20 protein-coding genes are annotated in these 21,503 nt (G+C 54.3%); 8 read left to right on the top strand and 12 right to left on the bottom strand.

The genetic code is table 11. The features are described from left to right. Positions 1-2: 2 nt before the first annotated feature. From sspA to zapE, 4 genes are all read right to left on the bottom strand, one after another. Positions 3-644, bottom strand: a complete 642-nt coding sequence (sspA, locus tag AC3Y5R_RS16115; RefSeq protein WP_489922172.1) for a stringent starvation protein SspA — start codon at positions 642-644, stop codon at positions 3-5. 317 nt (positions 645-961) lie between these two features. Further along, complete coding sequence (gene rpsI, locus AC3Y5R_RS16110; protein ID WP_489922171.1) at positions 962-1,354, bottom strand: 30S ribosomal protein S9; 393 nt, start codon at positions 1,352-1,354, stop codon at positions 962-964. A gap of 15 nt (positions 1,355-1,369) precedes the next feature. Next, complete coding sequence (gene rplM / locus AC3Y5R_RS16105; RefSeq protein WP_084872133.1) at positions 1,370-1,798, bottom strand: 50S ribosomal protein L13; 429 nt, start codon at positions 1,796-1,798, stop codon at positions 1,370-1,372. A gap of 244 nt (positions 1,799-2,042) precedes the next feature. Beyond that, on the bottom strand, positions 2,043-3,161 hold the full coding sequence (zapE, locus tag AC3Y5R_RS16100) for a cell division protein ZapE (protein WP_489922170.1): 1,119 nt from the start codon (positions 3,159-3,161) through the stop codon (positions 2,043-2,045). Between the two features lie 187 nt (positions 3,162-3,348). Here zapE and zapG point away from each other — a divergent pair, with 187 nt between their 5' ends. The 3 genes from zapG to degS all read left to right on the top strand — a co-directional run bounded on the left by zapG (position 3,349) and on the right by degS (position 6,403). Continuing rightward, positions 3,349-3,753, top strand: a complete 405-nt coding sequence (gene zapG, locus AC3Y5R_RS16095; RefSeq protein ID WP_158782042.1) for a Z-ring associated protein ZapG — start codon at positions 3,349-3,351, stop codon at positions 3,751-3,753. A gap of 127 nt (positions 3,754-3,880) precedes the next feature. Then, positions 3,881-5,260 (top strand): serine endoprotease DegQ, encoded by a 1,380-nt coding sequence (gene degQ / locus AC3Y5R_RS16090; protein ID WP_489922169.1) that lies wholly within the window; start codon positions 3,881-3,883, stop codon positions 5,258-5,260. An 84-nt stretch (positions 5,261-5,344) separates the two neighbouring features. Then, positions 5,345-6,403, top strand: a complete 1,059-nt coding sequence (gene degS, locus AC3Y5R_RS16085; protein ID WP_489922168.1) for an outer membrane-stress sensor serine endopeptidase DegS — start codon at positions 5,345-5,347, stop codon at positions 6,401-6,403. A gap of 51 nt (positions 6,404-6,454) precedes the next feature. Here degS and mdh read toward each other — a convergent pair whose 3' ends face one another. Beyond that, on the bottom strand, positions 6,455-7,390 hold the full coding sequence (gene mdh, locus AC3Y5R_RS16080; RefSeq protein WP_489922167.1) for a malate dehydrogenase: 936 nt from the start codon (positions 7,388-7,390) through the stop codon (positions 6,455-6,457). A gap of 449 nt (positions 7,391-7,839) precedes the next feature. On the opposite strand from mdh, the gene argR reads away from it, so the two are divergent. The 4 genes from argR to yhcN (AC3Y5R_RS16060) all read left to right on the top strand — a co-directional run bounded on the left by argR (position 7,840) and on the right by yhcN (AC3Y5R_RS16060) (position 9,758). Beyond that, positions 7,840-8,310, top strand: coding sequence for a transcriptional regulator ArgR (gene argR, locus AC3Y5R_RS16075; RefSeq protein ID WP_158782038.1), 471 nt, complete (start codon positions 7,840-7,842; stop codon positions 8,308-8,310). 437 nt (positions 8,311-8,747) lie between these two features. Continuing rightward, entirely contained in the window at positions 8,748-9,011 is a 264-nt protein-coding gene (gene yhcN / locus AC3Y5R_RS16070; protein WP_489922166.1) for a peroxide/acid stress response protein YhcN, read from the top strand. A 110-nt stretch (positions 9,012-9,121) separates the two neighbouring features. Further along, the gene (gene yhcN / locus AC3Y5R_RS16065; protein ID WP_489922165.1) at positions 9,122-9,391 is read left to right on the top strand and encodes a peroxide/acid stress response protein YhcN; all 270 of its coding nucleotides are present in this window, start codon (positions 9,122-9,124) and stop codon (positions 9,389-9,391) included. Between the two features lie 103 nt (positions 9,392-9,494). Beyond that, entirely contained in the window at positions 9,495-9,758 is a 264-nt protein-coding gene (gene yhcN, locus AC3Y5R_RS16060; RefSeq protein WP_158782035.1) for a peroxide/acid stress response protein YhcN, read from the top strand. Positions 9,759-9,842: 84 nt separating this feature from the next. Here the strand turns inward: yhcN (AC3Y5R_RS16060) and AC3Y5R_RS16055 are convergent, their stop codons facing one another. The 5 genes from AC3Y5R_RS16055 to aaeX all read right to left on the bottom strand — a co-directional run bounded on the left by AC3Y5R_RS16055 (position 9,843) and on the right by aaeX (position 14,851). Continuing rightward, a complete protein-coding gene (locus AC3Y5R_RS16055; RefSeq protein ID WP_489922164.1) occupies positions 9,843-10,112 on the bottom strand; it encodes a barstar family protein in 270 nt (89 codons plus the stop codon). Between the two features lie 53 nt (positions 10,113-10,165). After that, positions 10,166-11,617: an NAD-dependent succinate-semialdehyde dehydrogenase gene (locus AC3Y5R_RS16050; RefSeq protein ID WP_489922236.1), complete on the bottom strand. Its 1,452-nt coding sequence runs from the start codon at positions 11,615-11,617 to the stop codon at positions 10,166-10,168. A gap of 127 nt (positions 11,618-11,744) precedes the next feature. Beyond that, positions 11,745-13,703, bottom strand: a complete 1,959-nt coding sequence (gene aaeB / locus AC3Y5R_RS16045) for a p-hydroxybenzoic acid efflux pump subunit AaeB (protein ID WP_489922163.1) — start codon at positions 13,701-13,703, stop codon at positions 11,745-11,747. Positions 13,704-13,707: 4 nt separating this feature from the next. Beyond that, entirely contained in the window at positions 13,708-14,640 is a 933-nt protein-coding gene (gene aaeA / locus AC3Y5R_RS16040) for a p-hydroxybenzoic acid efflux pump subunit AaeA (RefSeq protein ID WP_158782032.1), read from the bottom strand. A 7-nt stretch (positions 14,641-14,647) separates the two neighbouring features. Beyond that, positions 14,648-14,851, bottom strand: a complete 204-nt coding sequence (gene aaeX / locus AC3Y5R_RS16035; protein WP_158782031.1) for a p-hydroxybenzoic acid efflux pump operon protein AaeX — start codon at positions 14,849-14,851, stop codon at positions 14,648-14,650. Between the two features lie 277 nt (positions 14,852-15,128). Here aaeX and aaeR point away from each other — a divergent pair, with 277 nt between their 5' ends. Next, positions 15,129-16,046, top strand: a complete 918-nt coding sequence (gene aaeR, locus AC3Y5R_RS16030; RefSeq protein WP_489922162.1) for an HTH-type transcriptional activator AaeR — start codon at positions 15,129-15,131, stop codon at positions 16,044-16,046. A gap of 93 nt (positions 16,047-16,139) precedes the next feature. Here the strand turns inward: aaeR and tldD are convergent, their stop codons facing one another. Together tldD and yhdP are read right to left on the bottom strand one after the other, a co-directional pair. Beyond that, on the bottom strand, positions 16,140-17,585 hold the full coding sequence (tldD, locus tag AC3Y5R_RS16025; RefSeq protein ID WP_489922161.1) for a metalloprotease TldD: 1,446 nt from the start codon (positions 17,583-17,585) through the stop codon (positions 16,140-16,142). 83 nt (positions 17,586-17,668) lie between these two features. Then, positions 17,669-21,487: an AsmA2 domain-containing protein YhdP gene (yhdP, locus tag AC3Y5R_RS16020; protein ID WP_489922160.1), complete on the bottom strand. Its 3,819-nt coding sequence runs from the start codon at positions 21,485-21,487 to the stop codon at positions 17,669-17,671. Positions 21,488-21,503 lie beyond the last annotated feature (16 nt).

Below are 21,503 nucleotides of genomic sequence, written 5' to 3'. Positions count from 1 at the left end.
AATCAGCCCCGCGTTTGCAGGCGCATTTCACGTTCCGCTTCCGTCAGGGAAGCGAGGAAGGAATCACGCTCGAAGACACGTGTCATGTAACCTTTCAGCTCTTTTGACCCGGCACCGACCAGTTCAATGCCCATCTGTGGCAGACGCCACAGCAGCGGAGCCAGATAGCAATCCACCAGGCTGAACTCTTCGCTCATAAAGAACGGCGTACGGGAGAACAGAGGTGCGATCGCCAACAGCTCTTCACGTAGCTGTTTACGGGCAGCTTCAGCTTCCTGTGCCGTGCCGTTCTCGACTTTACGCATCAGGCTGTACCAGTCTTGCTCAACACGATGCATCATCAGGCGGCTTTCACCGCGAGCAACAGGGTAGACAGGCATCAGTGGCGGATGCGGAAAACGCTCATCAAGATATTCCATGATGATGCGGGATTCGTACAACGTCAGTTCACGATCAACCAGCGTCGGGACAGTACGGTACGGATTGAGGTCAATCAGATCCTGGGGCAGGCTATCCATTTCTACCTGCTCGATCTCTACGCTGACACCCTTCTCCGCCAGGACAATACGCACCTGGTGGCTAAAAATGTCAGTCGGACCAGAAAACAGCGTCATTACCGAACGTTTGTTGGCAGCGACAGCCATGTAAACCTCCAAGTTTATCCAGAAAATTACTGCGCAAGCCCGCCACGTGGCGATTAACCTGCTTAATAAAATGCCATTAACAGATATGAAGGCTGAGGCTCTCCCCTCATGCACGCTCACATCAATGCCCTGCTAATGGGCGCAAAGTGACAGACAGTTTACCAGATTTTAGACAGCTTGTGGGGGCAGGAATAAGGATTTGAGGGGAAAATGCCGTAACCTGTGGCGTTTTCACACTTTTGGCCGAAAGCCAAAAAGAAAAAACCCGGTGCAGGCACCGGGTTTTTCGATAATCGACTCTGCCTGAGCAGAATAAATTAACGTTTGGAGAACTGTGGACGACGACGTGCTTTACGCAGGCCGACTTTCTTACGTTCAACCTGACGAGCATCACGAGTAACGAAGCCAGCTTTACGCAGCTCCGCACGCAGAGACTCATCGAACTCCATCAGAGCGCGGGTGATACCGTGACGGATCGCACCAGCCTGACCAGAGATACCACCACCTTTAACGGTGATGTACAGATCGAATTTACTGACCATGTCCAGCAGTTCCAGCGGCTGACGAACTACCATGCGGGCAGTTTCACGACCGAAGTACTGTTCTAAAGAACGTTGGTTGATAACGATGTTACCACTGCCCGGCTTGATAAATACGCGAGCGGTAGAGCTTTTGCGGCGACCAGTGCCGTAGTTTTGATTCTCAGCCATTGCCTGTAATCCCGATTAAATGTCAAGAACTTGCGGTTGCTGTGCCGCATGGTTGTGCTCGTTGCCCGCGTAAACTTTCAGTTTACGGTACATAGCACGACCCAGCGGGCCCTTTGGCAGCATGCCTTTAACCGCGATTTCAATCACACGCTCAGGACGGCGAGCAATCATCTCTTCGAAGGTCGCTTGCTTGATACCACCGATGTGGCCGGTGTGATGGTAATAAATCTTGTCAGTACGCTTGTTACCGGTTACGGCAACTTTCTCAGCGTTCAGAACGATGATGTAATCACCGGTATCAACGTGCGGAGTATATTCCGCTTTGTGCTTACCGCGCAGACGACGAGCCAGTTCAGTCGCTAAACGACCTAAAGTTTTGCCTGTCGCGTCAACAACATACCAGTCACGTTGGACGGTTTCTGGCTTAGCTGTAAAAGTTTTCATCTAAAAGCTTACCCAAATTAAGTTACACGTTGGTGAAATCCCAAACGCTTGAATAAACGGTTGAGGCTCACACGACCATCTTGACCAGCAAGCCCACCCCTTCGGATAGAGTTACTGGAACACAAAGAGTTTTGGGAAAAAAACCTTTGTTGTAACGTGGGGTCGCAAGATTATAGAGAAGTCGCCCATAAAGCGCGACCCTTTTTTTCAATAAATGCACCCCGCCGCCCTGATTTTTCTCGCCTCAGGGCAGATGTGACAAATTGAGATATTCTTCGCTTTGCATCTCCTGCAGACGTGAGACGCAGCGCTGATATTCGAACTTCAGCCGGGCCCCCTGGTAGATCTCATACAGGGAGGCTTCAGCGGAGACTACCAGCTTTACATGCCGCTCATAAAATTCATCCACCAGCGCCAGGAAACGTCGCGCCTGATCTTCCGTTTTGTAGATCATCACCGGCACGTTAAACAGCAGCACGCTGTGGAAACGGCGGGAAAGTTCAATGTAATCATGCTGGCTGCGTCCTTCGCCACAAAGCGCGAGGAAATCCATAGCCACCACGCCGTCCGCAACGCCCAGCGTTGGCAGAGTGCGATGGTTAATCTCCAGCACCGGCTGCTCGGATCGCTCTTTGCCGCTCAGGGCAACAAACATTCGGTCCATCTCCTTCGCCGTGGCCTCGTTCAGCGGCATCATCCATAGATGAGCTGAGGTCAGGGTACGCAGACGGTAATCAATCCCGGCATCCACGTTCATCACGTCGCAGTGCTGTTTAATCATTTCAATCGCGGGCAGGAAACGCGCATGCTGCAAACCGTTGCGGTACAGATCGTCTGGTGGAATGTTGGAGGTGGCAACCAGAGTAATCCCTCTGGCGAACAGCGCCTCCATCAGCGTGCCTAACAGCATGGCATCGGTAATGTCCGAGACAAAGAACTCATCAAAGCACAACAGGTCAGTCTCACTTTTGAAACGATCTGCCACAATTAACAGCGGGTCACTCTGCCCCTGCAGCTGCGTCAGCTCCTGATGAACGCGCAACATAAAACGGTGAAAGTGCAGGCGTTGCTTACGTTCTCCAGGAATTGCCTGAAAAAACATATCCATCAGCCAGGTCTTTCCCCGGCCAACGCCACCCCACATATACAATCCCCGGGCCGGTGCTTGCGGCTGATCTTTCCCCTTCCCCATCAGCTTGCCAAATAACCCTTTAGCTGGCTGAGGTGGAGCGGGTTCGGAACGGGTCAGGGCCTGATAAATCCCGTCCAGACGGGTGACTGCTTCGCGTTGAACATCGTCAGGTTGATATTCACCCTTTTCCAGCGCCTGTTGGTAGAGCGCCAGAGGAGACGTCGTTTGCATAATTTATTCACATTCCCTGAAAAATTTGGAGCGTCAGGTGGTTGATTGTCGAAAAAAGGGCCGTTCTACACTAAGCGATGTAGCCTCAGGATTCCACTTCCATGAGATTAGCGGTTATAGTGGCTGGTAGTGAACTGGCAGAAGCCAGGCGTCCCTACGGAACAACGAAGACAACACGGGAGTTATTATGACCTGGGAATACGCGCTTATTGGATTGGTAGTTGGATTAATTATCGGCGCGGTAGCAATGCGTTTTGGTAACAGGAAACTGCGTGAGCAGCGGAGCCAGCAATACGAGCTGGAAAAAACCAAGGCCGAACTGGCTGACTACCGTGAAGAACTCACCAGCCACTTTGCCCAGAGCGCCGAGCTGCTGGACAATATGGCACGTGATTACCGCCAGCTTTACCAGCACATGGCGAAAGGATCGAATGACCTGCTGCCGAATCTGCCGGGTGAAAAGAACCCCTTTGCTTATCAGCTGACCGAGTCTGAAGCGGATAACGATCAGGTTCCGGTACAGATGCCGCGCGATTATCCTGACAGCGCCTCCGGCCTGCTGCGTGGCGACCGTGCTGCACGCGAGAAGTAAGAGTTTATTGAGGGCGCATCTGCGCCCTTTTTGTTTGTTGGCCCAGTCGCCGATGCAAAACCGTCAGGCAGCTGTCCGTCCGGATTGCTGAGTTCCCCCACTTTTTATCCAGGAGAGCGTCGAAGCGATGAAGAAGAAATCATTACTGTTAAGCGCATTAGCATTGAGTACTGGCATGAACCTGGCCGCAGCCCCAGCGGCAGTGGCGTCGCTTCCTGCACAAATTCAGGGACAACAGATGCCAAGCCTGGCGCCGATGCTGGAAAAAGTTTTACCTGCGGTGGTCAGCGTGCACGTGGAAGGAACCCAGACTCAGGCCCAGACGCAGGACATTCCTGAGCCGTTAAAACGTTTCTTCGGTCAGCAGGGCCAGGATGGAGGCGACTCGCAGCCTCAGCCTTTTGAGGGTCTGGCGTCCGGCGTGGTCATTAATGCCGATAAAGGCTACATCCTCACCAACAACCATGTGGTCAACGGAGCGGACAAAATCAGCGTCCAGCTTAGTGACGGCAGGGAGTTTGATGCCAAACTGATAGGGCATGACGAGCAAACGGATATCGCTCTGATTCAGGTCAGCGGAGCCAAAGGGCTGACTCAGATTAAGATTGCCGATTCCGACCAGCTGAAAGTCGGTGACTTTGCGGTGGCAATCGGCAACCCGTTTGGCCTTGGCCAGACTGCCACCTCCGGCATTGTCTCAGCGCTGGGTCGTAGCGGACTCAATCTGGAAGGGCTGGAAAACTTTATTCAGACCGATGCGGCTATCAACAGGGGCAATTCAGGCGGCGCACTGGTGAACCTGAACGGTGAGCTGATCGGCATCAACACTGCGATTCTTGCCTCTTCCGGCGGCAATATCGGCATCGGTTTTGCCATCCCGAGTAACATGGCGATGAACCTTGCACAACAGCTGATTGAATTCGGCGAAGTGAAGCGGGGCCAGTTGGGGATTAAAGGCACTGAAATGACCGCGGATATGGCGAAGGCGTTCAACGTTGATGCCCAGCGCGGTGCCTTCGTCAACGAAGTACTGCCAGATTCTGCAGCGGCGAAAGCAGGTATCAAAGCCGGTGACATCATCACCAGCCTTGATGACAAGCCAATCGACAGCTTTGCGGCACTGCGGGTGAAAATCGGCACCACCGCACCGGGTAAAGAGGTGAAGGTAGGCCTGCTACGCGAAGGCAAACCGCAGACCGTCACCGTCAAACTGGATGCCAGCAGCCAGACTTCTACCAACGCCGAGCAGATGACTCCAGCGCTGCAGGGCGCAACGCTGAGCGATGGTGCGACGAAAGATGGCAGCAAAGGGGTCAGCGTTGATACCGTGGATAAATCCACGCCTGCCGAACAGTTTGGCCTGCAGAAAGGGGACGTGATTGTCGGTCTGAACCGGACCCGCGTGCAAAACCTGGCGGAGCTGCGCAAGCTGCTGGAAGCGAAACCGCCGCTGCTGGCGCTGAATATAATCCGCGGCGATCAGAGCATTTACCTGCTTTTACGCTAAATAGCTAAATCATGAAGCGGACACCTGCGTGTCCGCTTAACTCATGCTATCCTGCCAACGTTCATTCACTCATCGTTTAAAGCCATGTTTCCTAAACTATTGCGTTCAGTGCTTCTTGGCCTCGTTGTGGCGGGTATTCTGCTGGCTGCAGTGCCGACACTGAGGATCGGCAGCGATTTTTTCAATCATAAAGATGACAGCATCGATGAGATGCCTGTCAGCTACAACTCTGCTGTCCGTCGCGCTGCTCCCGCAGTGGTGAATGTATATAACCGCAGCGCCAATGCTTCCGCTGATAATCTGGAAATCCGCACGCTTGGCTCAGGCGTGATTATGGATGGCCGCGGCTATATTCTGACCAACAAGCATGTCATCAATGATGCTGACCAGATCATTGTAGCGCTGCAGGATGGACGGATTTTTGAGGCCATGCTGGTCGGATCTGACAGCCTGACCGACCTCGCCGTCCTGAAAATTACGGCATCCGGCCTGCCGGTGATCCCGATCAATCCGAAGCGGATTGCGCATATCGGTGACCTGGTGATGGCCATCGGCAACCCATATAACATTGGTCAGACCGTCACCCAGGGCATTATCAGCGCCACCGGGCGCGTGGGTCTCAGCCCATCCCGCTACCAGAACTTCCTGCAGACCGATGCCTCCATCAACAAAGGAAACTCGGGTGGTGCGCTGATCAACTCTCTGGGCGAATTGATGGGCATTAACACGCTGTCGTTCGACAAGAGTAACGATGGCGAGACACCGGAAGGGATTGGCTTTGCAATCCCCACCGCGCTGGCGGCAAAAATCATGGATAAGCTGATCCGCGATGGCCGCGTAATTCGTGGTTTTATCGGCATCAGCGGCAGAGAGATCCCCCAGATGCACGGGCAAACCTCTGGCCTCGATCATCTGCAGGGGATTGTGGTCACCAACGTTTCGCAGGGCGGCCCGGCTGCCAAGGCGGGGCTGCAGGTTAATGATGTGATCACCAGTGTGAACCACAGGCCTGCCGTATCGGCACTGGAAACGATGGATCAGGTAGCCGAAATCCGTCCCGGTACGGTGATTGAGGTGGAAATCATCCGCAATGACCGCAAAATGACGCTGCCGGTGACCGTACTGGAATATCCGGGGAATTAAGTTCAGGCGGGGGAAAACAGTGGGCCAGGAGAACTCTGGCCCGACGCGGGTTTACTTAACAAACTCTTCGCCCAGCGTAATATCTTTCTTCAGCGTATCCAGCATGCCTTTCAGTGACTGCTCTTCATAAGCACTCAGCGCACCAATCGGTTTACGTTCCGCAATGCCATTCTTACCCAACAGCAACGGCTGAGAGAAGAAGCGGGCATGGGTTCCCTCACCTTCAACGTAAGCACACTCCACCACGTTACTTTCACCGTTAAGAGCACGCACCAGAGCAAGGCCGAACTGAGCTGCCGCCTGGCCCATCGACAACGTAGCCGATCCGCCACCCGCCTTGGCTTCCACCACTTCTGTACCGGCGTTCTGAATGCGTTTGGTCAGGTCAGCGATTTCCTGATCGGTAAAGCTCACGCCTGGGATCTGCGACAGCAGAGGCAGAATGGTCACGCCTGAGTGACCGCCCACTACCGGCACGTTCAGCTCTGACGGGTTTTTTCCCTTCAGTTCAGCGACAAAGGTATTGGACCGGATAATGTCCAGCGTGGTCACGCCAAACAGTTTGTTCTTATCGTACACGCCCGCTTTCTTCAGCACCTCGGCAGCAATCGCCACGGTAGTGTTCACCGGGTTAGTGATGATGCCAATCAGAGCTTTAGGACAAGTACTGGCAACCTGCTCAATCAGATTCCGCACGATACCCGCATTCACATTAAACAGGTCAGAACGGTCCATACCTGGCTTACGTGCCACACCAGCGGAGATCAGCACCACATCCGCGCCGTGCAATGCCGGAGTGGCATCTTCGCCACTGAAACCTTTGATTTTGACTGCCGTGGGGATATGGCTCAAATCGACGGCCACGCCTGGCGTAACCGGAGCAATGTCATACAGAGAGAGTTCTGAACCTGCCGGAAGCTGGGTTTTAAGCAGAAGTGCGAGAGCCTGGCCAATACCGCCAGCTGCGCCGAGAACTGCAACTTTCATCCTAAACTCCTTATTATAGTAAACATTAATTGCCGGGAATCCATCTGGTTATGAAGGTAGTCGACCCGTATGGTCTTAGCGAAAGCTTTCATTCTACTTTGCGCGGTGGCGCAGAGAATACAACGAAGCCGTGGAGATTGAACGCATAAAGTCAGGACGCACTTAGTTGCCCTTCACAGCAGCTGGCAGACAATGTCATTCGGCGTACAGTACAACTGTAACACTTATCAGGACAACATCAATTTTATAACATTCCGTTCACTTTTTAAGCAACACCCGCCGCCTTCAGAACATTTTTTCCCCGGCAAAGTTTGTTAGACTGCCGCTCCCGACGCTACGGATAGCAGCAGCCACCACTTCCCGTTTGCATAAACATTCACTTAATTGCATAATCATGTAATACCCTGCCAGGGGAATCTTTTTCTTTCTGACTTTTTTAGCGGGCACCTATGCGTAATCCATCAAAACAAGAAGATCTGATTAAGGCGTTCAAGGCCTTACTAAAAGAAGAGAAGTTCAGTTCTCAGGGCGAGATTGTTGCGGCGCTGCAGGAGCAGGGCTTCGAAAATATCAACCAGTCCAAAGTTTCACGCATGCTGACCAAGTTTGGTGCTGTCCGCACGCGCAATGCAAAAATGGAAATGGTGTACTGCCTGCCAGCCGAGCTGGGCGTACCGACCACCACCAGCCCGCTGAAGAACCTGGTGCTGGATATCGATCATAATGATGCGCTGATTGTGATCCACACCAGCCCGGGCGCCGCGCAGCTGATTGCCCGCATGCTGGACTCACTGGGCAAGCCGGAAGGGATCCTTGGCACTATTGCCGGCGATGACACCATCTTTATTACCCCGGCACGCCACGTGACCATCAGGCAGCTGCTTGACTCGGTGATGATGCTGTTTGAACAAGAGTTATAAGTAGATGCAATTAAACGCATAGCTTTAACCTTCAACTAACCGCAATGCATCATCAGCTTTTCCAGAAGCCGGCATCCGCCGGCTTTGCTTTATCTTCCCCTCCCCAGCCGCCATATCAGCATGATGCACTGCCCTGGAGCGTAAAAAGCAGTGGTTAAAAGGATGTATAACCGTCTCGTAGCGTGATCGACCACAGATTAGCGCACAAATGGTTAAATTCACATATCCCGATGTTTTTACATGCATTTAACATGATAAGGGTAAATTATAAGCATTTTTTATAACTGAAGGTTATTAAAAACAAGTGTATTGGCTAAGTATCGCAACAAAATATTATTAGCATGCTATTAATTTTTTACGTTATCAGATCTATACTTGTTTTCGTGATGCGAATCACACAACGCAAAAAGATAAAAACAGACGACGAGGAAAATATCATGAACGTTAAAACTACCATTGCAACTTTGAGTGTTATTTCTGCCCTGTCTTTTGGTGCTTTTGCAGCTGATTCTGTCAATGCAGATCAGGCGCAAAACATGCAATCAATCGGCACCGTCAGCGTCAGCGGCGTGACCGCGTCCCCAATGGATATCAACGCTCAGCTGAATCAGAAAGCTGATGCTCAGGGCGCATCTGCTTATCGTGTTGTAGAAGCCTATGTAAACGGCAACTATCACGCCACCGCAGAGCTGTACAAATAACAGAAGTTTCGCAAGACAAAGAGTTAGTCAGACATAAAAAAGGTAACCCCAAGAATAATAAACGCTTTTTAGCCCTTTCGGTTACCGCCCCCTCATCTGGAGCATTGATCATGAAAACCAAAATAGCAATCGCAGTCCTCGGCCTGGCCTCAGTTCTCTCGTTCGGTGCTAATGCCGCACACCTGGTGACTGACCAGCAGGTACAGGACCAAAACCTGCAGTCAATGGGCACCATTAGCGTAAGTGGTATCGATGGCGCACCGACTGATATCCGTCATGAGCTTTCTCTGAAAGCCGACGCTCAGGGCGCATCATCTTACCGTGTGGTAGAGGCCTACAATAACGGCAACTATCACGCTACTGCAGAACTGTATAAATAAGTCCGGCACTGACGCGGACGTACTGAAGCGTCCGCCCGTGACATCGACGACCTGGTCATGATGTTGAAACCCGCAGGTTGTTGAACACAATGAGGAGAAGATTATGAAAATCAAAACAACCATCGCTGCATTGAGCTTGCTGTCAGCTGTCTCTTTTGGCGCTTCTGCTGCCCAACTGGTTAATGCTGAACAGTCAGAAAATCTGCAATCTGCGGGGACAATTACTTTAAGTGGTGTGGCCGGTGCGCCAATGGATATCCGTCAGCAGCTGTCACAGAAAGCGGATCGGCAGGGTGCCAGCGCCTATCGTGTTGTCGAAGCACGTAATGACGATACCTGGCACGTGACCGCCGAGCTGTATAAGTAATTCCTCGTCGGCGGGCTGTGTCGAAAGCAGCCTTTGACGAACCCTTTGGCCCCGCTCGCGGGGCCCTTTTTGTCACTGCATGTCTTAACGAACGTTGAAGCGGAGCTGTCCCTCCAGCTCCTCTTCAGCTTCATCAAACAGTAAAATCAACGCGCCATACCGCCTCTTCTGCCCCGTTCCCAGATGAATAAACTCAATTTCTAACGGCAGCGGCAGCAACTCTGCATTCACCACGTCCCACAAACTGTCCAAATCGCAGACTGCTCTGTCAGCCAGTGCAAAGCGTTCGCTGAACTGGCGATAAAAATGGGCCTGGTCGACAATTTCGTCAAAATCAAAAATCTCTGTTCTCATGCTGGCTGCTCCACAAGGCAATCAGTCGGGCGACCTGCAGGCCGCCCGGTGAGTTACAGTCCCCCGATGTGCAGGGCCTTCACTTCCATAAATTCTTCCAGACCCAACACCGAACCTTCACGGCCCAGTCCTGATTCCTTCACGCCGCCAAAGGGGGCCAGCTCGGTGGACACCGCACACTCGTTAATGCCGACCATGCCACTTTCCAGCGCGGCAGAAACACGGAAGACACGCTGCAGATTTTGCGTATAAAAGTAAGCTGCCAGGCCAAACTCGGTGTCGTTAGCACGACGGATCACATCCTCTTCATCATCGAAGCGGAAGCAGGCTGCCACCGGGCCAAAGGTCTCTTCTCGCGACAGCATCATTTTTTCGTTGGCTTCCGCAATCACCGTTGGCTGCCAGAAGTTCCCTCCCAGCGCATGGCGGGCACCGCCCGCGACAATTTTACCGCCGTTAGCCACCGCATCGCGCACGTGTTCTTCCACTTTCTCTACTGCAGCCGCTTCGATCAGCGGGCCGACAGTCACACCCTCATCCATGCCGTTCCCCACTTTCAGCCTGGCGACCTCTTCCGCCAGCTGGCTGACAAAACGATCGTAGACGCTGTTGTGGATATAGAAGCGGTTGACGCTGACGCAGACCTGCCCGGCATTGCGGAATTTGTTGGCAATTGCCCCTTTCACCGCAGCATCGATGTCGGCATCGTCAAACACGATATAAGGCGCATTGCCGCCCAGCTCCATAGACACTTTTTTCATGGTGTCGGAAGCGTTGCGCATCAGCAGCTTGCCGACCTGAGTTGAACCGGTAAACGAAATTTTCCGGACGGCTTTACTCGCCATAATCGCATCGCTGATGGCATGAGTATCACCGGCAACCGCATTAAGCACACCGTCCGGTACACCCGCTTTTTTCGCCAGCGCCAGCAGAGCAAAAGCCGACAGCGGCGTGTTATTGGCCGGTTTGATAATACCGGTACAGCCAGCTGCCAGCGCGGGTCCCAGTTTACGGGTCAGCATTGCCATCGGGAAATTCCACGGCGTGATAGCCGCAACCACACCAATTGGCTCACGGGTAGCCAGAATGCGTGAACCCGGTTTAGCGGGAGGAATAATTTCGCCATTGGCACGCTTGGCCTGCTCGGCAAACCACTGAATAAAGCTGGCGGCGTATTCCACTTCGCCCTCTGCTTCTTTCACTGGCTTACCCTGTTCCGCCGTCATCAATTTGCCCAGCCACGCTTTGTTATCAATCATCAGCTGATACCAGCGATAAAGGATTTCACTGCGCTCTTTGGCTGTTTTTGCCCGCCAGGCCGGGAAGGCTTTCTCTGCGGCAGCAATGGCTTGTTCAGTTTCACTTTTACCGGCTTTCGCCACCTGGGCAATGACTTTTCCGGTGGCGGGATTGAGTACGTCAAAGGTGGCCGCACAGCGCTGCCACTGGCCTGCTGCAAAATAACCGGTCTGGTACAGTTCGTGGTCCTGTAGGGAGGTGCTCATCATTTTCTCCTGAGTGGTTTGCCATCCTGATGACGTAAGTATAGATGGCGACCTTTATGACTGTATGAACCACACCAGGAGAAAGAGAAATGGGAAAGCGCTGATAGCCGGAGATATCAGCGGTAAGTCAGATTTGGATGAGGGTATTCTGGTACTTTTTCAGCATCAAAGCCAGGCGCTGCACCGGCTCGGTGACGCTCAGCGGCGCTTCATAATGCTCAAGCTTTCGCTGGTAAGTCTCCAGCTCCGCCAGCAGACGCTCAAAGTAGTGCAGCCGCTTTGCATCCGTGCCCGCAGCGATCACGCGGTCGGCAGTATGCCTCAACTGTTTGTGAAAGGCAGAGAGATCGCTGTTAATCGGGATTTCCGCACCGCGCAGGCGTTGATGCCCGATAATCAGCGTCAGGGCAATACGAAACTTATCGACATCGCCCGGGAACATATTCAGCAGCATAAACAGCTGGTGATACAGCACAGGCAGATGGTTTTCACGGCGTCTGGCCTGATTGGTGGTCATCGCGGCAACCGCAGCATACATAAAGCGGTTAAGCAAAGTCCGGCCCACGCGGGCTTTTGAAGTATCACGGATCAGCAAAATAACCAGCAGCGCCAGGAAGCAGCCAATGGCCTGCCCGAGCGCGTTATCCAGAAAAGCGCTGACGTTAAAGGTCATTGGATTATCAAGGGTGATGATATTGATGGTACCCACCAGCGCTCCCAGCGTGCCGATCTGCCGCCGCTGAATCAGGATCCCACCAATAAATGCCATCACTCCCAGCGCAATACACAACAGCAACATACTCTGTTGAGTGCCAGGCATGATCACCATGTAGTACAGCGATCCCATTGGGATAGCAAAGATCATCCCGTACAGGAAGTCCTTCGCCATCATCAGCGGGTTCGGCATACGCATGGCCAGCGCGGTGATCACTGCGATCATCACCATCGCACCGCTTCCGGAGGTCCAGCCGCTCCACAGCCAGAACAGCGATCCAATCGCCGTCGCCACAAAGGTGCGGAGCCCATTGATCAGCGCGTGGCGGGACTCAGCGGAACGCATTTTAACCACAGGTTCCCTGACCAGCACGCCTTCTTCAATCCGGCTGATGCTGCTGTTGGTATGGATCCCTTTCATCAACAGCAGATAACGGCTGGCCGCACCAACCCAGTTGCTGATAGTCACCGGCGTGTTCTTGCTGCCGCTGGAGGTGATCACCCGGCGCATGATCTTCATGCGCTTGTGGATATCACTGACGTTCTCAACCGGCTTCTCAAAGAACACATGAAACTGGGGTGGGACATATTCCTGCCGGGTGTTCTGGATCAGGAAAGTTTCACAGGCCTGAGTAATCAACGTCAGCGCGAGGGTGTTGAGCGCGCGCATTCGCCGGTCAACTTTCTGCCAGCGTCCGGACTCCATCATCAGATAGCTGCGCATGCCATTCAGCGCGGTGGTGCGGCGGACCAGCGCAGTCCAGGCTCTGTCGACCTCTTCTTTATCACCGTGGGCGACGCACAGCTGCATCAGCTGGTACTGAGCCACCAGCAGACTGTCAATTTCCCGGTCAATATCTTGTTTAATCGAGCGCGGAGAAAACAGCATGTCCGCCAGGATCGCACAAACGATGCCGATAATGATTTCACTGCAGCGCTCAACCGCAAACTGGGGTGCCAGTAGCACCGAGCCGTTGGCGTCGACGCTGACCACGATAATCAGCGCAGTATACCCTGCCAGTCCGAGAGCGTAGGAGTTATCAACCTTAATCAGTGAAGAGAGCCAGACGCAGAAACCGGCCCAGAGACAGCACAGCAGCAGCATAAGAGCGGGTGCACGAATGGTGGCGATCATAATCGCCAGCGCGGCGATACAGCCGAGGAAGGTTCCGACAATACGCAACATGCCGCGGTGGCGGAGCGCCCCGGAGAAGGGATCGCCCCCGGCAGCAAATGCCGTACCACCCGCCACGATACAGGCTGTCATCACGGCCCAGCGTGGCGTTTCCAGATTGAAATGAAAGCCGATCAGCAGCGCCAGCAAAATGGCAAAGGTCAGCTTGCCCGGAAAGCGTAAGCGATGCCACTCCATACGCTTAGCCGAACTCGCGCAGACGGTGCATCAGCTTCATCATCGGCGACATCTGGTCAGGACGGCGATCTTCCGCCCCCGTTACTACCACGGTCGCCGTGGTCCCTGAAGGGTAAAGGTTACCTTCCTGCTCATCCAGGTGAATACGTACCGGGACACGCTGTGCCAGACGAACCCACTCAAGATTGGAGTCGATGGTCGCCATCCCTTTCGCATCAATGGTGCTGCTGCTGTTGGTCACCCCTGCGGCAATACTGTCGACCGTACCGTGCAGCACGCGGTTACTTCCCAGCGGCGTAATTTCCACGCGATAGCCAGGGCGCACGCCATCCAGCTTGGTCTCTTCCATATAGGCCAGCACGTAGAAAGTATGCTGCTGAACCAGCGCCACAGCGGTAGACCCCCGGGTAATAAATTCGCCACGATAGACGTTGAGGTTGGTCACCCAACCATCGGCAGGCGCTTTGACCACGGTGCGATCCAGATCCAGTCTGGCAGTATCGCGGGTGGCAATCGACTTAGCCAGCTGGTGTTCGCTGGTCTGATAGTCGTTGTTTGCCTGATCGATAGCCTCACGGGACATAGCTGACACGCCCAGTTGATTACGGCGGGTTGCTTCACGGCGTTTCTCGTTGACCAGAGCTTGATAGTAGGCCACATCCGCTTCCGCTTCATCCAGCGCCTGCTGATAGCGCGGCTGATCGACAACAAACAGTACCTGGTCTTTCTTCACCAGCTGGTTGTCGCGCACGCGGACATCGGAAATCAGGCCGCTGACGTCTGGGGCGATTGCCACCACGTCGGCAGTAAATTTGGCGTCTCGGGTCCAGGGGGATTCGGTATAGAACACCCAGGCGCGGAAAATGACAATGACAGCAATGATGACCAGGATGATGGTAATGGCGAATCGGGAAATCTTTCTAGTTAGCGCTTTCACTATGACCTCAGACAAACAATCGGGAAACCAGGTAGAACAGGCAGCAGTACAGGGCTGTGTTAAATAAAGCGGGATGCCAGACCAGGTCATAGATCCCGGTGGGCGTGATCAACCTGCGCACCAGCCAGAACAACAGTAATGATACGATGATTTCAAAAAATATGGGCGGGAAGGAGAGCCCAAATATCACAATTACCGGAAGCACACTCATCTCTTATCCTTGTCAGTACCTTACCGGGTACGCTTTACGCCACACGCAACTTACCTCCCGGGGTCAGGAGGCCGCTGGTTAACAGGTGATGATGATGGAATGACCGACCAGCAGTCAGATAATCATAACCGGCGCTCTTTGAATAATAGCGTATTCAGGAGCCAGCACTTTGACGAGTTGAATGACGGAACGGTAGCCCGACGATGCTATAGTAACGCGGCTGACTATATGTTTTCTACCAAATGTGATCTAAATCACTTTTAAGCCAGAGTTAATAATGGAAAGACTGAAAGGCATGTCCGTGTTTGCACGGGTAGTTGAACTGGGTTCCTTTACGGCGGCGGCCAATCAGATGCAAATGAGCGTCTCGGCCGTCAGCCAGATCGTGGCGAAGCTGGAAGATGAGCTTCAGGTCAAACTTCTCAACCGCAGTACCCGCAGCATCGGGCTGACCGAGGCCGGAAAGATCTACTTCCAGGGCTGTCGGCGGATGATGTCGGAGGCGCAGCAGGTTCATGAGCAACTTTACGCTTTCAACAATACGCCGGTAGGCACGCTACGGATCGGCAGCTCGTCGACTATGGCTCAGAACGTGCTGGCGAATATGACCTCGGAAATGCTGAAAGAGTATCCGGGGCTGACGGTGAATCTGGTCACCGGCATCCCGGCTCCGGACCTGATCGCTGACGGGCTGGATTTGGTGATCCGCATGGGTGCACTGCAGGATTCAAGCCTGTTTTCCCGGCGGCTTGGCTCAATGCCGATGGTGGTCTGCGCGGCAAAAAGCTACCTGGCGCAACACGGCACGCCGGAGAAGCCTTCTGATATTGGCAATTTTTCCTGGCTGGAATACAGCGTACGGCCGGACAATGATTTCGAACTGACCGCGCCGGAAGGGATCTCTACCCGCCTGTCGCCACAGGGCAAGTTCGCCACAAATGATTCTCAGACGCTGATCCGCTGGCTGGTTGCCGGCAGCGGTATCGCCTACGTGCCGCTGATGTGGGTCATTGATGAGATTAATGCAGGCAAGATTGAGATCCTGTTTGCACATTATCAGTCAGATCCACGCCCGGTTTATGCGGTTTACACGCAGAAAGACAAGCTGCCGCTTAAGGTGCAGGTATGCATTAACTATCTGACGGAGTATTTCGACAAGGTCGCGGATGTGTATCAGGAGTATCGACAGGAATAAGCAGGGAACGGAAGGAGCGAAGAAATTCGCTCCTTTAAAGCAGATGTGCCCACAGCCTGAAATAGCGGGAATTATTCCGCCCTTGCAGTCAAATCAGGCAGTGCCGCCCACGGTCAGCTTGTCCAGCTTCAGCGTAGGCTGGCCCACGCCAACTGGCAGGCTCTGTCCCTCCTTGCCGCAGACGCCCACGCCTTTATCCAGCGCCAGGTCGTTCCCGACCATCGAGATCTGCTGCATTGCCTCAATACCCGAGCCAATCAGCGTGGCCCCTTTCACCGCTTTGGTCACTTTTCCCTTCTCTATCAGATAGGCTTCTGAAGTGGAGAAGACAAATTTACCGGAAGTGATATCCACCTGACCGCCACCAAAGTTTGGCGCATACAGGCCGTAGTCAACGCTTTCGATAATATCCTGCGGGGTGGACTTTCCTGCCAGCATGTAGGTATTGGTCATGCGCGGCATTGGCAGATGCGCATAAGATTCACGACGACCGTTACCGGTAGGCTTAACTCCCATCAGACGGGCGTTAAGTTTATCCTGCATATAACCTTTCAAAATACCTTTCTCGATCAGCACGTTGTACTGTCCGGGCACGCCTTCATCATCCACTGCCAGCGAACCGCGCAGCCCGTCAATGGTGCCATCATCCACTACGGTGCACAGCTCGGAGGCGACCAGCTTGCCCATCTGACCACTGAAGACGGAAGTGCCGCGACGGTTAAAGTCACCTTCCAGGCCATGACCCACCGCTTCATGCAGCAGTACGCCCGGCCAGCCCGCACCCAACACAACCGGGATCGTCCCTGCCGGAGCGGCTACGGCGTTCAGGTTGACCAGCGCCATACGCACGGCTTCACGCGCCCAGGCTTCAGCACGGACTTCACCGGACTCATCAGCCAGGAAAAATTCGTAGCCGAAACGACCACCGCCGCCGCTGGAACCCCGCTCACGCTTGCCGTCTTCTTCAACCTGCACGCTGACAGAAAGGCGAACCAGCGGGCGAACGTCAGCTGCCAGCGTGCCGTCAGTGGCAGCCACCAGCACCATCTCATACACGCCACTCAGGCTGGCGCTGACTTCATGCACTCGCTTGTCAGCAGCACGGGCCACGGTATCTACCCGGTGCAGCAGGGCAATTTTTTCTTCACGCGACAGGCTTTGCAGCGGATCAACCGTTGGATAGAGCTGACGGTTCATTACCGCGCCAAGAGTATGGGACTTGCCATTCCCCTGCTCGCGCACAATGCTCCGGGCTGCCGTGGCGCTTTGTGTCAGGGCATTGAGGGTAATCTGGTCTGCATAGGCAAAACCGGTTTTCTCACCGCTGACGGCACGAACACCGACGCCCTGATCAATATTCCAGGAGCCATCTTTGATAATGCGGTCTTCCAGCACCCAGGTTTCATGGAAGCTGGATTGAAAATAGAGGTCAGCATAGTCCAGCTTACGTTCAGAAAGCTGGCCGAGAAGGGAAAAGAGATCGGCTTGATTAATGTTATTAGCAGTCAGTAACTGCTCACTTACCAGATTCAGACTCATGTATTCTCGCTCTGTTTGGATGAGCCAGTCATCGCTGGCATTGCATCTCTATAGCCTGAGGCAATTCCCCTGTAACGTCAAATTCACTTCGCGCTCTTTTCACGCGGCTTGCGCAGCACTTCATCAATCTGCGGCTTATCGATTGGACCGGAAATATGGTAGCGCAACACGGAAATTTTGTTCCACAGGGGACTCAGTACCTTACTGGCAGCAAAAACCGCAGCTCCCACCACCGGATTAACGGCAAAAGCTGCCGCTACACCGACGGTAGCAGAAATCTCCGGTGCCACTACCGCTTCCATATCAATCTGGCGCTTCACCAGATCGACTTTCCCCTGCATGGCGATATCGGCTTCCAGGCCATCCACCAGCAGGTTATCGGTATGCATCACCCCTTTTTCAATCCACGCCGTCCCGTTGATCGAGTCATAGTAGAAGCCCTGACCAAAGGTGCCAGTGAAATCGAGGCGCAGTTTTCTCAGCAGCGCATCGAAGCTCACCAGCCGCAGCAGCTGCCCGGCACGGCCGGTATTCACATCCGCAATCTGCCCGGCACCCAGATGGGTTTTCATCACGCCGCTGAGCGTGGACTCAGAAGGCTGCCAGGGCGCTGACTGCCAGTGTAGATCGTAATCAATGTTAAACGACGAGCCCCGCAGCGGCGTATTCATGCCAAACCAGTTAGTAGCATCGTTGATTTTATTGCCGCTCAGCACGCCTTTCAGTGCGGTACGCTGTGAGCCAGGACGGTTGACCCATTCACCTGCCACCGTCAGGCGGGAGTTGCCGGTATCGATCAGGCCATTTTGCAGGGTCAGCGTATCGCGGTCGTGGCTAAGATTGGCGGCTATACGGCCAAACTTTTGCCCGCGCAGCCAGCACTCATCACAGGAGAGATTCAGCGCTGGCCAGCTGCTGAAATTAACAGAAGTTGCGTTGTCAGGTAGAGGTGAAGAACCTCCGCCACCGGACCACTGCGGGTTGTAGTAAAGATAGTTAAGGTGGGCAACCCACGGCGAACGCGAATTCATCAGCAGCTGGCCGTTAATCTCTTTCCCTTTCGCCTGAATCTGGGTATCGCCGGAGACGGTCTGGCTCAGGGTGGCGTCCAGGTCATGCCACTGCTGTCCGCCCAGCGTCAGTGCTGGCGTGCGCAGTGTAATATCGCCCGGCACATAGGCGCGCCCCGCAGCACTCTGACCAGCACCTGTGCTATCGCCACCACTACTTCCAGCCCCCATCAGGCCCAACCAGGCTTCCCCGTCCAGCGGCGGCAGGTTCAGTACCATGCCACGCGAGTCCGGCAGCGGCGGAGTTTTGGTGGCGTTGTTTTCCCAGATACCACGATCGACACGCAGCTGTTTACCCAGCAGCCATTTACTGTTAAAGCGGTGCTGATTGCCCACCACGCCGCTCAGTTCGAAGCCGTTAAGATTCCCTTTGGCATTCACTTTCACCGGCATCGCCGCATCCTGCTGCTTGTCCAGCGGAGAAGGTAAGTGACTGCTCACATTCTTCAGATCACCCGCCATCGTTACCTGGTAGTCCGCACCTCCGCCATGCGGCAGGTTAATCAGCACGTTGCTTTGCCAGCTGGCGCTGCCAGCCAGTTTCTGCCGCAGCGCCGCAGGCACCACGTCCATTTTGCCCGGCTGCCAGTCACCTTTCAGATCGACGCCAATCTGGTAATCCCTGTCGCCTTCTTTAGTATTGAAACTGACGTTAACCGGCTGGCCGAACCAGTTGCCGGTCAGCGGCCCGCTCTGCAGGTCGCCATTATCATAGGTGAAGCGTCCGCTGAGCTGTTCGATGGTGCTGCTGAGTGGTTTAATCAGCAGTGAGTTGTTATCCAGATTCACATCGCCTGTCGCTCTGACCAGCCTGCCGTTTAGCGGGATATCAAGATGTAAGTGACCACTTACATCCCCGCCAATTTGCAACTCGTCAAGGGCGGCACCCAGTGTCGGCTTAAGCGGCGTCTGATTGAAATACTTACCCACCTCTGTTCCGGCACCGCGGATATCACCGTCGATGATCAGCTTCTCTTTCAGGTAGTCCGCGATCACCGCCGAAACGTCTCTGGCCTGAACATTCCCCAGCGTCGTCTGGTCGGCCTTCATAAACAGGCCGTCATTGACGAAGTCCAGATTGATATCGAGATCCTGAAGGTCAGGCCAGCCCGGCTGGAATTGATAGGTTGCCTGCTTCAGCGGCACCCAGACCTCAAACATGCCGTCATTGTGTTTGAAGGGGAACAGATGCGGATTACCGGCGAAGATCAGCGAGGCGTTCTGCACCTGCCCGCCTTTAATCGCTCCGCTGAGGTAGTTCACCAGCGAGGTGCCCATCAGGGATTCCGGGAAGTAACGCCAGGCGTCACCCGCATTGGTTACATTGATGCCCGCCAGAATACTCAGCCGCGGTTCCTGACCTTTCGCCTGCGTATAGGTGAAATCCCCTTTCGCCCACAGCGAGCGGGACTTTACATCCAGCTGATGACCAGCCAGCGTCAGGTGATCCTCGCCATACTGCCAGTTGACCGAGCCCGTGGCCTGCTGGATCTCCAGCGGCGCGCGAAACATTGAACCATAAGGCAGGCTGGCATCATTCAGGTTAATGTCCAGCTTCCCGTCAGCCACGCCACCGCTGGCGGAGCCGCTGAGATGCTCCATTCCCGGCAACAGCTCCCAGTGCTGCCAGCTCAGATCTTTCCAGCTGGCCTGAAAACGGCTTTTTTCCGGCTGCTGAACCGGAATATCCACTGCCAGTGCCTGCAACTGGCCGCGAGGCTGCAGGGAACGCCAGTTTTCCAGCAGGGCTGGGGAAAGTTTCGAGAACAGTGGGATCAGCGCATCCAGTCGCTCCAGCTGCAGATTGGTCGCGCGGACACGCACCTCCTGATGATGATCCGGCCCCGGCAGCTGAGTGTCTTCGGGCAGCCACAACAGCGAAAACATCCCTTTCGACCATGGCTGACCATCGGTGACCAGATTGGTTTGCGGCACTTCAACACGCCAGCCACCGTTATAGCGCGCCACGTGAGCAGTAACGTTATCCACCGTCAGCTGATGAGATTGCTTATCTCCCTGCCAGCGAGCGCCGCCCTTCTTCAACTGAACGTCACCGTCAAAGATTTCACCGTCTTTCAGGCTCAGCCAGCCTGCCAGGCTGAAACGCGCGCTGTCCAGGGTGGTATTGTCCCGCATCCACTGGCCCAGCCACGGTTTTACATCCACATCATCGGCCTGCATCCACGCCCGGCCAGTATCGAGATAGCCATTGGTATCGCTGAGATCGAGACGGACCTGCACCACCCCATGCTGCCCGGTAAAGCTGGACAGGCTGACCAGCCCCTCTGCACGGTGACGGTTTTTCTCATTCAGCCAGGTCAGCTGTGGGATATCCAGCCTGGCACGCTGGCCGGAAGGCGTGACAAAGCTGATCTGGCTCTGGCGCAAATCAAAATGGTCAAACTGTCGCAGAAAGAGATCGCTGAACTCCCCCGGCTGGAGCTGCATCTTATTGTCGCCGCCGGAGGTCAGAGGGGTGTTGGTGACCAGATTAAGATCGTAAAACGTGAGATTACGGAACTGCCAGCGCAGGTGAAGCAGAGATTGCCAGACGTCCAGCGCCAGCGTAATCCGGTCAACCTTCAGCGTGCCCTGATCCTTCAGCCCGACATTAAGAGAGTGGATCTCCAGCACCGGACCAAAGTTTTCCCAGCGGCCGTTAAGCTCGCTGGCCTGTACCGGCATGCCGATAGCGGAAGAAACCTGCTGCAGGATAGGTTCACGCCAGCCATTCATATGCGGCATCAGCAAACGCAGCCCACTGACCATCAGCGCGATAATGACCACGATTGCTGTGCCGGTGAGTAGCAGGATCCTCGGCAATCGCCTCAATGACCTCTCCTTGTTT

The organism is Erwinia sp. 009765445 (assembly GCF_058137865.1).
This window is presented reverse-complemented; position numbering and strand designations above follow the sequence as displayed.